At 68.2% G+C, this 13,037-nt stretch carries 12 protein-coding genes; 8 read left to right on the top strand and 4 right to left on the bottom strand.

Annotated elements, in window-relative coordinates:
- Positions 1-3 precede the first annotated feature (3 nt).
- From dapF to A5708_RS01075, 4 genes are all read left to right on the top strand, one after another.
- On the top strand, positions 4-876 hold the full coding sequence (gene dapF, locus A5708_RS01090; protein ID WP_065026852.1) for a diaminopimelate epimerase: 873 nt from the start codon (positions 4-6) through the stop codon (positions 874-876).
- Positions 877-922: 46 nt separating this feature from the next.
- Entirely contained in the window at positions 923-2,362 is a 1,440-nt protein-coding gene (gene hflX / locus A5708_RS01085) for a GTPase HflX (RefSeq protein ID WP_065026851.1), read from the top strand.
- A 151-nt stretch (positions 2,363-2,513) separates the two neighbouring features.
- On the top strand, positions 2,514-3,674 hold the full coding sequence (locus A5708_RS01080; protein ID WP_065026850.1) for an acyl-CoA dehydrogenase family protein: 1,161 nt from the start codon (positions 2,514-2,516) through the stop codon (positions 3,672-3,674).
- 622 nt (positions 3,675-4,296) lie between these two features.
- Positions 4,297-6,513 (top strand): LGFP repeat-containing protein, encoded by a 2,217-nt coding sequence (locus tag A5708_RS01075; RefSeq protein WP_065026849.1) that lies wholly within the window; start codon positions 4,297-4,299, stop codon positions 6,511-6,513.
- Positions 6,514-6,531: 18 nt separating this feature from the next.
- Here the strand turns inward: A5708_RS01075 and lexA are convergent, their stop codons facing one another.
- Positions 6,532-7,230, bottom strand: coding sequence for a transcriptional repressor LexA (lexA, locus tag A5708_RS01070; protein WP_065026848.1), 699 nt, complete (start codon positions 7,228-7,230; stop codon positions 6,532-6,534).
- A gap of 293 nt (positions 7,231-7,523) precedes the next feature.
- Here lexA and A5708_RS01065 point away from each other — a divergent pair, with 293 nt between their 5' ends.
- The 3 genes from A5708_RS01065 (at position 7,524) to A5708_RS01055 (ending at position 9,155) form a co-directional block, all read left to right on the top strand.
- Positions 7,524-8,018, top strand: coding sequence for a LysM peptidoglycan-binding domain-containing protein (locus A5708_RS01065; RefSeq protein WP_065026847.1), 495 nt, complete (start codon positions 7,524-7,526; stop codon positions 8,016-8,018).
- A 149-nt stretch (positions 8,019-8,167) separates the two neighbouring features.
- On the top strand, positions 8,168-8,632 hold the full coding sequence (nrdR, locus tag A5708_RS01060) for a transcriptional regulator NrdR (protein WP_065026846.1): 465 nt from the start codon (positions 8,168-8,170) through the stop codon (positions 8,630-8,632).
- A 37-nt stretch (positions 8,633-8,669) separates the two neighbouring features.
- Positions 8,670-9,155 (top strand): peroxynitrite isomerase, encoded by a 486-nt coding sequence (locus A5708_RS01055; protein ID WP_065026845.1) that lies wholly within the window; start codon positions 8,670-8,672, stop codon positions 9,153-9,155.
- Positions 9,156-9,174: 19 nt separating this feature from the next.
- On the opposite strand, the gene A5708_RS01050 is transcribed toward A5708_RS01055, so the two are convergent.
- The 3 genes from A5708_RS01050 to A5708_RS01040 form a co-directional block, all read right to left on the bottom strand.
- Positions 9,175-9,861 carry a PhzF family phenazine biosynthesis protein gene (locus A5708_RS01050; RefSeq protein ID WP_065026844.1) on the bottom strand — a complete coding sequence of 229 codons (687 nt, stop codon included), beginning with the start codon at positions 9,859-9,861 and terminating at the stop codon, positions 9,175-9,177.
- 45 nt (positions 9,862-9,906) lie between these two features.
- Complete coding sequence (locus tag A5708_RS01045; protein ID WP_065026843.1) at positions 9,907-10,938, bottom strand: alpha/beta fold hydrolase; 1,032 nt, start codon at positions 10,936-10,938, stop codon at positions 9,907-9,909.
- Between the two features lie 63 nt (positions 10,939-11,001).
- A complete protein-coding gene (locus A5708_RS01040) occupies positions 11,002-11,973 on the bottom strand; it encodes a proteasome assembly chaperone family protein (protein WP_065026842.1) in 972 nt (323 codons plus the stop codon).
- A 227-nt stretch (positions 11,974-12,200) separates the two neighbouring features.
- Between A5708_RS01040 and A5708_RS01035 the strand changes: the two genes are divergently transcribed.
- Positions 12,201-13,037 (top strand): trypsin-like serine peptidase, encoded by an 837-nt coding sequence (locus A5708_RS01035; RefSeq protein WP_065026841.1) that lies wholly within the window; start codon positions 12,201-12,203, stop codon positions 13,035-13,037.

Genomic DNA, 13,037 nt, shown 5'->3' with positions numbered 1-13,037 from the left:
CAGGTGAATTTCGCCAAGGGTCACGGCACCCAAAACGACTTCGTGGTGCTGCCGGACCCGCAGGCCGAGCTGGGCCTGACCGAGGCGCGGGTCGCCGCGCTGTGCGACCGGCGCCGCGGGCTGGGCGCCGACGGGGTGCTGCGGGTCACCACCGCCGGTGCGGCGCTGTCGGCCGGCGTGCTCGACCGGGTGCCCGACGGGGTGGACGCCGGCGACTGGTACATGGACTACCGCAACGCCGACGGGTCCGTCGCCCAGATGTGCGGCAACGGCGTGCGGGTCTTCGCGCACTACCTGCGCGCCAGCGGCATGGAATCCCGCGACGAATTCGTGGTCGGATCCCTGGCCGGTCCGCGGCCGGTCGCAGTGCATCGCGCCGACGCGACCACCGCCGACATCAGCGTCGACATGGGCAAGGCCAACACGCTGGGCCCCGGCGACGCCGTCGTGGGGGGCCGGCGGTTCTCCGGCCTGGCGGTCGACGTGGGCAATCCGCACCTGGCCTGTGTCGACCCACAACTGACGGCCGACGCACTGGCCGCGCTGGACGTGGCCGCGCCGGTGAGCTTCGATGCCGCCCAGTTCCCGGACGGGGTGAACGTCGAGATCGTCACCGCACCCGCCGAGGGGGCGGTGCACATGCGCGTGCACGAGCGCGGCGTCGGCGAGACGCGCTCCTGCGGCACCGGAACGGTCGCGGCCGCGGTCGCCGCGCTGGCTAGTGCCGGGACGGCCACCGGCGCCCTGACCGTTCGCGTGCCCGGCGGCGAGGTCGTCGTCACCATCACAGACGCCACCAGCTTCCTGCGAGGACCGTCCGTACTTCTAGCCCAAGGAGAACTCAGCGAGGAATGGTGGCGCGCACAGCAGCGTTAAATCAGGTGCACGACACCGTTTTGGCGTGCATCATCTTTTATTGCCTATGACAGAACCAGAATTTCGTGATCACGCTCCGGCAGTTGCGGAGCCCAGCACGGGCGAACTCGCCCTCGAAGATCGGTCCGCGCTGCGCCGCGTCGCCGGCCTGTCGACCGAACTCACCGACGTCTCCGAAGTCGAATACCGCCAGCTCCGGCTCGAGCGGGTCGTCCTGGTCGGCGTGTGGACCGACGGCACCGCCGCGGACAGCGAGGCCAGCATGGCCGAGCTCGCCGCCCTGGCCGAAACCGCCGGCTCCGAGGTGCTCGAAGGGCTGATCCAGCGCCGCGACAAGCCCGACCCGTCGACCTACATCGGCTCGGGCAAGGCGCAGGAATTGCGGGAGGTGGTGCTGGCGACGGGTGCCGACACCGTCATCTGCGACGGTGAGCTGTCCCCGGCTCAGCTGACCGCGCTGGAGAAGGCCGTCAAGGTCAAGGTCATCGACCGCACCGCGCTGATCCTGGACATCTTCGCCCAGCACGCCACCAGCCGGGAGGGCAAGGCGCAGGTCGCGCTGGCGCAGATGGAATACATGCTGCCGCGGCTGCGCGGCTGGGGTGAATCGATGTCCCGGCAGGCCGGTGGCCGCGCGGGCGGCAGCGGGGGAGGAGTGGGACTGCGCGGTCCCGGTGAAACCAAGATCGAGACCGACCGGCGGCGCATCCGTGAGCGCATGGCCAAGCTGCGTCGCGAGATCAAAGACATGAAGCAGGTCCGCGACACCCAGCGCAGCCGGCGGGTGCACAGCGACCTGCCCGCGATCGCCATCGTCGGCTACACCAACGCCGGCAAGTCGAGCCTGCTCAACGCGCTGACCGGGGCCGGGGTGCTGGTACAGGACGCGTTGTTCGCCACCCTCGAGCCCACCACCCGGCGCGCCGAGTTCGAGGACGGCCGCCCGTTCGTGCTCACCGACACCGTCGGATTCGTCCGGCACCTGCCCACCCAGCTGGTCGAGGCGTTCCGCTCCACGCTGGAAGAGGTGGTCGACGCCGACCTGCTGGTGCACGTCGTCGACGGCTCCGACGTCAACCCGCTGGCGCAGATCAACGCGGTCCGCCAGGTCATCTCCGAGGTCGTCGCCGACTACGGGACCGACCACGAGGGCGACGCGCCGCAGGAGTTGGTGGTGGTGAACAAGGTCGACGCCGCGAGCGATCTGACGCTGGCCAAGCTTCGTCACGCCCTGCCGGGCGCCATGTTCGTGTCCGCGCGCACCGGCGACGGCATCGACGCCCTGCGCCGCCGGATCGCCGAGCTCGCCGTCCCGGCCGACACCGCCGTCGACGTGGTGATCCCATACCACCGCGGCGACCTGGTGGCCCGCCTGCACTCCGACGGACGCGTCCAGCAGGAGGAGCACAACGCCGAGGGCACCCGCATCAGGGCCCGGGTTCCGATGGCGCTGGCCGGACGGCTGCGCGAGTTCTCGGCCGACTGACCGGCATTCGCGCGGTATCTCGGGCGATCCGTGCAGCGCAGGGCCCGTCAGACCCCCTCGAGGTGACGGTGGGCGACCCCGCCGGCTGCCGACCAACCGTCCGGTTGGTATATCTTGGGCTGCAGAATCCCCAGTCGCCGGAGGTCTTTTAATGGGCAGCGCCATCAAATACCAGCGCACGCTTTTCGAGCCAGAGCACGACCTGTTCCGTGAGTCCTACCGGGGCTTCCTGGAGCGCCACGTCGCGCCCTACCACGACGAGTGGGAGAAGGCGAAGATCGTCGACCGCGGTGTGTGGCTGGAGGCCGGCAAGCAAGGCTTCCTGGGCATGGCGGTGCCCGAAGAGTACGGCGGCGGCGGCAACCCGGACTTCCGGTACAACGCGATCATCACCGAGGAGACCACCGCCGGACGCTACAGCGGCATCGGTTTCGGCCTGCACAACGACATCGTCGCGCCGTACCTGCTGGCCCTGGCCACCGAGGAGCAGAAGCAGCGCTGGCTACCGAAATTCTGCACCGGAGAGCTGATTACGGCGATCGCGATGACCGAGCCGGGCACCGGTAGCGACCTGCAGGGCATCAAGACCCGCGCGGTCAAGCAGGGCGACCACTACGTGCTCAACGGCTCAAAGACGTTCATCACCAACGGAATCAACTCCGATCTGGTGATCGTGGTCGCGCAGACCGACCCGGAAAAGGGTGCGCAGGGCTTCTCGCTGCTCGCCGTCGAGCGCGGCATGGAGGGCTTCGAGCGCGGTCGCCACCTGGACAAGATCGGGCTGGACGCCCAGGACACGGCCGAGCTGTCCTTCACCGACGTCAAGGTGCCGGCCGAGAACCTGCTGGGTCAGGAGGGGATGGGGTTCATCTACCTCATGCAGAACCTGCCGCAGGAACGCATCTCGATCGCCATCATGGCGGCCGCGGCCATGGAGCAGGTGCTGGAGCAGACCCTGGAATACACCAAGGAGCGCAAGGCATTTGGGAAGCCGATCGGCAGCTTCCAGAACAGCCGCTTCGTGCTCGCCGAGCTGGCGACGGAGGCGACCGTGGTCCGCATGATGGTCGACGAGTTCGTCCGCCTGCACCTGGATCACAAGCTGACCGCCGAACAGGCCGCGATGGCGAAGTGGTACTGCACCGAAAAGCAGGTGCACCTGATCGACCGCTGCCTGCAACTGCACGGCGGTTACGGCTACATGCGCGAATACCCCGTTGCCCGCGCCTATCTGGATGCCCGGGTGCAAACCATCTACGGCGGCACGACCGAGATCATGAAGGAAATCATCGGCCGCAGCCTCGGCGTATAGCGTTTCGTTTGCTGGATAGCGGCCGCGCTCGCGGAAAAGGCGCGACGAACATTCGGCCGGTCAACCAGCGCTGCGCTATTGGCGGTGAGCGACACCCATCCGCGTGATTGGTCCGTCGCGTCGGGGAGAGCACGTGAATGGTTCGATGGTTCACATACCGTCGGCGCATGTGTTTCGGGTGTGGCGACCGCGCAGTCACACGTAATCAGGCCCGTGATCGCGGTGCCGGCGACGGCTCTTGCGCCCTGCGCCGCCGCGTCCGACGCAATTCCGCTGTGCGAGTCGGCAGTCCGGCGGCGTTACTCGATCCCGCGTTCCCGCCGCCTTTCGGTGCGCTATCCGCACGGCTGCGCGAATGTTGCCGCAGTGGGTCGCGATCGGGCCAGGGGCAGGCATCATTTCGACATCGGTGTGGTATCCGTTTTTGTAAAATTCGTGATTTGACTTCGCATTTCTTGTTGGCTGGAGCAAAGTTATGCGAGCCCGGCGATAAGGCTGATCGTGCGCGGGTCCATTCTCCGCGCAAGGACCGCCCGCTCGCCGGTTATGCAGGTAAGGGCATAGCCGCAGATAGAGCCATATCCGCCGGCTGGGAGGCTTGGTGAAGGTGCAGAGAGGTCATATGCGCAAGCTGATCGGAAGCGCGCTGGTCAGCATGACGACCACAGCACTGGCCGCCGTCTTGCTGGCCCCCACCGCGGTAGCGAGTCCGATAGGCGACGCCGAGGCGGCGATGATGGCCGCATGGGACAAGGCCGGCGGCGACACCTCGCCGCTGGGCGCCCGCAAGGGCGACGTCTACCCCGTCGGCGACGGTTTCGTCCTGGACTTCGACGGCGGCAAGATGTTCTTCACCCCGGCCACCGGGGCCAAATTCGCCTACGGGCCTGTGCTGGACAAGTACGAGCAGCTCGGCGGGCCGGCCGGCAGCGACCTGGGCTTCCCGGCCATCAACGAAGTGCCCGGTCTGTCCGGCCCGGACAGCCGGGTGATCACCTTCGCGGCCAGCGACAAGCCGGTGATCTTCTGGACGCCCGAGCACGGCCCGTTCGTGGTGCGCGGCGCCATGAACACCGCCTGGGACAAGCTGGGCAGCTCGGGTGGCGTTCTCGGCGTGCCGGTCGGTGACGAGACCTACAACGGCGAGGTGTCCTCGCAGAAGTTCAGCGGCGGGCTGGTCTCGTGGAATCGGCAAACAAAGCAGTTCACCACCGAACCCCCGGCGCTGGCCGACCAGTTGAAGGGCCTGCAGGTAGCCATCGATCCCACGGCGGCGATCAACACGGCCTGGCGCGCGGCCGGCGGACCCACGGGACCCTTGGGCGCCAAGCAGGGCGGGCAATATCCCGTCGGCGGTGACGGAATCGCCCAGAACTTCGCCGGTGGCAAGGTCTTCTTCACCCCGGCCACCGGCGCGAACGCCGTCGAGAACGACATCCTGTTCAAATACGAGTCGCTGGGCGGACCGGTCGGCAGCGACCTGGGTTTCCCCACCACCAACGAAACCGACGGCGGCATAGGGCCTTCCAGCCGCATCGTCACGTTCTCGGCGGCCGACAAGCCGGTCATCTTCTGGACGTCCGACCGCGGCGCGTTCGTCGTGCGTGGGGCGATGAAGGCCGCGTGGGACAAGCTGCGCGCCCCCGCCGGCAAACTCGGCGCACCCGTCGGCGACCAGGCCGTGAACGGCGACGTGATTTCGCAGCAGTTCACCGGCGGCAAGATCTCGTGGAACCGCGCCAAGAACACGTTCAGCACGGAACCGGCCAACCTGGCGCCGTTGCTGTCCGGCCTGCAGGTGTCCGGCCAGAACCAGCCGAGCAATTCGGCCATGCCGGCGCACCCGAAGAAGTTCACCTGGCACTGGTGGTGGCTGATGGTCGCCATCCCGGTGCTGGCGTTGCTCGTGCTGCTGGTGTGGATGCTGTTTGCCCGGCGCCGGCGCCGGCCCGGGCACGAGGACGCCGCGGGCTACGCGCCCGATCAACGCGGCGACTTCGGCTATGACGCCGACGAACGCTGGGGACATGACGAATCCGACCACGACGCCCAGTCGTTCGCCCTCAGCGCGCCGCACCAACCTGAACCCGAACCCGACGCCGGGCGGGTCAGCTGGCAACGTCAGGTCCCCGCCGAAAGCGAGTACGGGTTCGCCGACGATGACCCCGACGCCGTCGACACCGATTCCATCCCGGTGGTCTCCGAGGAGATGCTGTCGGAGGCAGAGTATTCCGACGCCGGAGCCGACTACACCGACTACACCGATGCCGTTCCCGACGTCGCCGAACCCGAGACGGCGGACGACGCCGCCTACGTCGACGCCGAGGACCTCGACGCCGGCTACGCAGAGGAGGTGTATCCGGCGGAGGACGAATATCCCGACGTCGCCGTTCCGCACACCCCGCCGGACAGCGACGCCGTGACCGGCGCCCTGGAAGCCGCCGAACCCGAGGACGAATACGCCGAGCTCGCGGCGCCGGAGCCCGATGTCGAGCCGGCAGCCGAGCCCGCGGCGGACACCCCGGCGGGGGCGGACGCAGCCGAGCCCGTGGTCGCGGGCGCGGTCGCGGCCGGGACCACGGGACGAAGCGGTCGGCACGCCGCCGCGGACGCCGAGGACGCCTCGGAGAACGGCCTGGCGGGCCCGGACGGCCGACCCACGATCCACCTGCCGCTCGACGACCCGTACCAGGCGCCAGATGGATACCCGATCAAGGCGAGCGCGCGCTACGGCCTGTACTACACGCCGGGCAGCGACCTGTATAAGGACACGCTCGCCGAAATCTGGTTGTCGAGCGAGGAAGTCGCCCAGGCCAACGGATTCACTCGGGCCGACTGACCCGGCCCGCTGTCTGGGTCAGACCTTGCGGATGACCGTGACCACCTTGCCCAGCACGCTCGCGTCGTTGCCGGGGATGGGGTCGAACGCCGGGTTGTGCGGCATCAGCCAGACCTGACCGCCGGCGCGTTTGAACGTCTTGACGGTGGCCTCGCCGTCCAGCATCGCCGCGACGATGTCGCCGTTTTCGGCGACGTTCTGCTGGCGGACCACCACCCAGTCGCCGTCGCAGATCGCGGCCTCGACCATCGAGTCGCCGACCACCTTGAGCAGGAAAAGCGTTCCCTCACCGACCAATTCGCGGGGCAGGGGAAAGACGTCCTCGACGGCCTCTTCGGCGAGGATGGGTCCGCCGGCCGCGATGCGCCCGAGCACCGGGACGAACGTGGGCTCCGGCAGGGCGTCCGAGCCGGCCACCTCGGTGGCGGGCACCGTCACATCGTCGTCGGCCCCGCGGACATCGACGGCCCGCGGGCGGTTGGGGTCGCGGCGCAGGTATCCCTTGCGCTCCAGGGTGCGCAGCTGGTGCGCCACCGATGACGTCGACGTCAGACCGACGGCGTCGCCGATCTCCCGGATGCTCGGCGGGTAGCCGCGGCTGGTGACCGAGGCGCGGATGACATTCAGAATGGTGCGCTGCCGTTCGGTCAGCGAGGAGTCCACGGAGTGCAACCGACCCTCGGGGCCGGCCGATGAGATGTCGTTGCTGTCGCCCATGGCACTGAATGTAGCCGCACCGCGAACAAGAATCAAACATGTGTTCGAGTGGCGTGTCGTGCCGTCCGGATCGCCCGCGAAAAAGGCCGAAAGTCGGGGGAATCACAAATGTGTAACTCTTCGAAAGATCGGGTATTTGTGCCTCGTGACAGTGGTAGAGGCCGACGAACTTGTCGGTGGTGTGATCTAGCGTTTGCTCGTGCGACACGCTTCGCTCAAATGTTCGGGTTTCGAACATACAAGCGATTACAGTCGAACACACGAGCGAGAGCTAGTTGACCGGAGGAACGAAGATGACAGTGATCCATACGCCTGCGCCGCGTACCAGCGGTCTTCGGCGCCCGATCAACGGACCCGCGCAAGGGGCTCGCTACGGGCGGGACGGCCTGGCCAGGTCCCGCAGGCCCGCACCGTCGCGGCCGGCGGGAGCGGCGACGCGCTACTACGGCACCGGGGTGGCGATGTCGGTCGCTCCGCACCGCAGGCGCGTCACCACCTGGGCCTCCACCATCGGGTTGGCGCTGGCCGCCGGGGCGATCACGCTGTGGCTGGGTCTCGTCGCGAACGTCGGTCAGGTGCTCAACGGCGACGCCACGAACTCCGCGGCCCACGTTCCCGACCGACTCGCCGTCGTGCGTGTCGATGCGGGGGAGTCGCTGCAGGACTTCGCACACCGGGTGGCGCCCGACGCGCCGACCACCCAGGTCGCCGACCGGATCCGAGAACTCAACGATCTGCACTCGCCCAACCTGATGGCGGGCCAGACCCTGATCGCTCCAGTCGGCTGACAACCGTTGTGCCAGCACGGCTCTGGATCGGCCGTCGCCGGCGGCCGGCGGTGAGTTGGTACGCCCGGTCGCTCCATTAGCCGCGCAGGTCAGCGCGCGGGTACGCTCAAAGTCCAGCGGTACCCTGTCGGCGCGATGAAGGAGCGGTCATGCACTGTCCGTTCTGCCGCCATCCCGACTCCCGGGTGATCGACTCGCGCGAAACCGATGAGGGGCAGGCCATCCGGCGCCGCCGATCCTGTCCCGAGTGCGGACGACGTTTCACCACCGTGGAGACCGCGGTCCTGGCGGTGGTCAAGCGCAGCGGCGTCACCGAAGCGTTCAGCAGGGAGAAGGTCATCAGCGGCGTCCGCCGGGCCTGCCAGGGGCGCCAGGTCGACGACGATGCGCTGAATCTGCTGGCCCAGCAGGTCGAAGACACGGTGCGCGCCGCGGGCTCGCCCGAGATTCCCAGCCACGAGGTCGGCCTCGCCATCCTCGGGCCGCTGCGCGACCTCGACGAGGTGGCCTACTTGCGGTTCGCCTCCGTGTATCGGTCGTTCGAGTCCGCGGACGATTTCGAGCGCGAGATCCAGGCTTTGCGCGATCATCGCGGAGTGGCGACGCCGGGCTGACGGAACCCGACGAGCCGTCCCGGCCTAGGCTCGCTTCATGCCCCCTGACTTGCATCCCGATCTTGCGGCGCTGGCCCCGCTCCTGGGGACCTGGGCCGGGCGGGGCTCGGGTAAGTACCCGACGATCCCGCCCTTCGACTATCTCGAAGAAGTGGTGTTCGCCCACGTCGGTAAGCCGTTTCTGGCCTACGGCCAGAAAACCAAGGCGGTTGCCGACGGCAAGCCGTTGCACGCCGAAACCGGTTATCTCCGCGTGCCCCAACCGGGTCACGTCGAACTGGTGCTGGCGCATCCCAGCGGAATCACCGAAATCGAGGTCGGCACCTATTCGGTCACCGGCGACCTCATCGAAATGCAGATGTCGACGACGACGGTCGGGCTCACTCCCAGCGCGAAAGAGGTGACGGCGCTTGGGCGTTCCTTCCGCATCGACGGGGACGAGTTCTCCTACACGGTGCAGATGGGTGCGGTCGGGCAACCGTTGCAGGACCACCTCGCCGCGGTGCTGCACCGGCAGCGCTGAACGGGGACCTCGGCCGCCCTCAGTCCAGGTGTCTCACACCGTCATTGACGACCCGCCCGGCCACCCCGACCCAGCCTTCGGCGCTCCACGTCGTGTCGATGACGGAGCCCTTGCCCTGGGTGATCCGCAGGCTCTGGCTCAGGTAATCGGTGATCCGCATCGCCGCCGAACCGGTCGCCTCGTCCTCGACCACACCGAGGTTGGCGGCGAACATGCGCGACCGCAACGACCCGGCCGCACGGTCGGTCCAGGCCCACAGGTAGTGCGCTGTGTCGTCGGGATAGTCCGACGGGTCGGCGGCGAGAACCTCATCGGCCGAAGCGAATTCGTGCAGTGCGAATTCGGGCGCCCAGTCCGCGCGGGCGTTGATGCCGGCGCGGTGTTCGTCGTAACCCACCTGCACGATCCCGGCCGGCACCTGCAGCGTGTTGATCGGCGAACCGTTCTCGCGCAGCCACCACGTCGCGCCGACGGTCGGGTGCCCGGCGAACGGCAGTTCGGTTCGCGGCGTGTAGATGGTGGCGTGCGCGGTGGCGGAGCCGGGAGCCGGAAGGCCGACGAAAACGGTCTCGCTGTAGCCCAATTGGGCTGCCAGCCGCTGCCGGGCCGCGGCCTCGACCTGGCCGGCGTCCACCACACCCAGCGGGTTACCGAAATTGCCGTCCGAATCGGTGAACACCCGCAGCACCGTCACGTCGATCCCCATGGCCCGACTGTACGACGCGGCATCCGGCCAAATCGATCAAGGTGATCAGGTGGCGCTGCGCTCGTCGGACCCCATGGCGTTCAGCACCGCGACGCGAGTGGGCGCAGGACCCGAGACGGCCCGCTCGCCGCCGCCGGTGCGAAGCAGGCCGCGAAGGCTCGCCTGGTCGTATTCGGCGGGGGCGGTGGAATCGATGAAGCGCTCGACGACGTCGATGAACCGCGCCGGGTCGTCGTGGAAGGGGAAGTGTCCGGAGCCTTCGAAGATCTCCAGCCGCGAGCCCGGCATCGCCGCATGCGCCATCCACGCATGCCGGACCGGAACCACCACATCCTTTGTGCCCCAGACGATCTGCACCGGAATGGCTTCGGTCAAATAACACCGGTCGAGCATGGTGACAATCTGCCCACGCCAATCCACCACCGCCCGCAGCGTCCTGCTGAACGCCGCGGAGGCCGTCGGCTCGGGCAGGTCGTCGAGGATTCGCAACACGTTGGGCAGGTCGTGGCCCAGTCCGGTGCTGCCGAACGCCAGGCCCAGGACGCGTCCCATGGCCTGAACCGCCGGCAGCACCAGCGGCAACCGCAGCAGGGCGATCGCCTCGCTGCCCATCGGCAGCGAGGCCCAGCGCAGCACGAAGTTGACGTCCTTGGTGACGCCGCCGGCGCCGACCAGGATCAGCCGTTCCACCAAATGCGGGAATTGGTAGGCGAATTGCATGGCCACGCCGCCGCCGAGCGAGTGACCGATGATGGTGGCCCGCTCGATGTCCAGCACGCTGAGCAGGTCACGCATCCCGTTTGCGTACGCCGCAATCGAGTAGTCGGCGCGCGGCTTGTCGGATTGTCCGTGGCCCAGCAGATCCGGGGCGATCACCGTGAACCGCTGGGCGAGCTTGGCCTGCACGGCATTCCACGTGGTGGAGTTGTCGCCGATGCCGTGAATCAGCAGAATCGCCGGACCGGAGCCGGCGATGCGGTAGGCCCGCTTGTAGCCGTGGATGGTGCGGAACTCGAGTTTGGGTGCGGTCACTTCACGCACCGGGCGGAGCGTGCTCTTGCGCTTCCGCTCGGTCATATCGCCAACCTTGCTGTCGGGCCGGGCAAAGGGCGGCCTGGCTGGGGCGTCGTGCTCAGCGGGTCAGGCCTTGTCGTCGTCGTCGAACTTCTTCTCCGCCTGCTGGGCCAGAAATCGCTCGAACTCTGCGCCCAACTCGTCGCCGCTAGGCAGATCCTCGTCGCGAGCCAGTAACGATCTGTTCTCCTGAGCGTCGATGAAGGCATCGTACTGGCGCTCCAGCGCGGCCACCACTTGAGCGACCTCCGCGCTCGCTTCCACCTGCTCGTCGATCTTTGCCCGAATCACCTCGGCCGCTTCGGCCAACGCCGTCAGCGGCAGCTCCAGCGACGTCGTCTTGGCGACCTGCTCGAGCAACGCCTGCGCGGCGGCCGGGTAATCGGTCTGGGTGAGGTAGTGCGGGACGTGCACGGTGTAGCCGATGACCTCGTGACCGTGCTGGCCCATCCGGTACTCCAGCAGGTTGGACGCGCTGCCGGGAACCTGGATCTCCGAGATCCACGGCTGGAAGTTGGCGATCAGCTCCGGGTTGTTGGAGTGTGCGGTCATGGTTGTCGGCCGGGTGTGGGGGACCGCCATCGGAACCGTGCCGAGGCCGATGGTCTGGCGCACGTTGAGGCGCTCGGCAAGCAGCCGAACGGCGGTGATGAAGCGCTCCCACTTGAGGTCCGGTTCCATGCCGGCCAGCAACAGGAACGGCGTGCCGATCGTGTCGCGCATCGCGTAGAGGCTCAGCTCGGGATCCTCGTAGTGGGTGAAGTGGTCGGTCTTGAACGTCATCAGCGGCCGCCGTGAGCGGTAGTCCAGCAATTCGTCGATCGCGAAGGACGCGACCAGCTCGGTGTCCAGCACCGCCTTCAGGTGCGCGGCCGCCAGCTTGATGGCATGACCGGCGTCGGAAAAGCCCTCTAAGGCGTGCACCAGCACGGGACCGCGGCCGTCGGACGTCGACAACTGCGGTGCCGGCAGCTCGAGCTCGTACATCCCAGCCTGCCCTGGCTGGTACTGATCACCTGGGTCTCGGTGGTGAGCCATCTGCGATCGCCTCCTCTCGAGGTCTCTCCAGGGTGCCCTACCAAGTGTCCCCTGAATCAGGCGGCACCAACATCTATCAGCGAACTTCGCAGTCACGCTGTGAGCTGAAACGCGATAATCCCCAGGCGTAATCCGCGAACGACGCCGCGGGGGCCGGCGGCGCGCGCCAGCAAACCCCGTGGCGCACCGCAGTGTATGGAAGTCGGCTAGTCGACCACCGGTCAGGCATGATGAAGACGATGCGCATTCGGATCCTGATGCTCTGCTTGGTGGTGGGGGTGGCTACGTCGCTGACGGCCTGTCGTCCTCCGGTCCAGCATGCGTCGGGTGCGCCGGTGTCCGCCCCGCGCGTCGGCGGCCCGGTCCAGCGGCTCAGCCAGCCCGAGCAGAAGGCCGTCGCGGGCCCGGTCGAGCCGGATCGGCGCATCGGGGCGATCTTCATCGACGGTGGCCCGCTGCACGTCTGCACCGGCTCGGTGGTGCATTCGACGGGCGGCAACCTGATCATCACCGCCGCGCACTGCCTGGCCGGCGCTTCGCTGATCACCTTCGTCCCCGGTTTCGCCGGGGACGCCGCACCCGGTCCCGCCGACGTGTGGAAGGCCGATGCGGTCTACCTCGATCCACGCTGGATGGCCAGCAAGGACCCGCACGCCGACTACGCGATCGCGCGGGTCAGCAACGAGGCCGGTGCTCCCGTCGAGTCCCGGGTCGGCCTGGCGCTGACGCTGGGTGTGACGCCCCCGCCGGGCAGCCGCGTCACCGTGCTCGGCTATCCGGCGGGCGTGGGTGGCTCGCCCATCGGGTGTCAGGCCAGCACGTCCGTCACCGACACCGGGTTCCCCGCGTTGGCCTGCGAGGGCCTGGTGGACGGCACCAGCGGTGCGCCCTGGGTCAGCGGCACGACGCTGATCGGGCTGATCGGCGGTCTCGAGCGGGGCGGCTGCGCGGCGAACATGTCGTATTCGGCGCCGTTCGACGCGCAGACGGCGGAGCTGCTGCATCGCGCCGAGGTCGGTGGGCCCGGCGATCCGGTCCCGAACGACCTCTCAGACGCCTGTTAG

It is taken from the genome of Mycobacterium colombiense (assembly GCF_001672755.1).
GTDB classification, from domain to species: Bacteria; Actinomycetota; Actinomycetes; order Mycobacteriales; family Mycobacteriaceae; genus Mycobacterium; species Mycobacterium colombiense_C.
The sequence above is the reverse complement of the archived record's forward strand: the minus strand, read 5'-3'. Positions and strand labels throughout refer to the sequence as shown.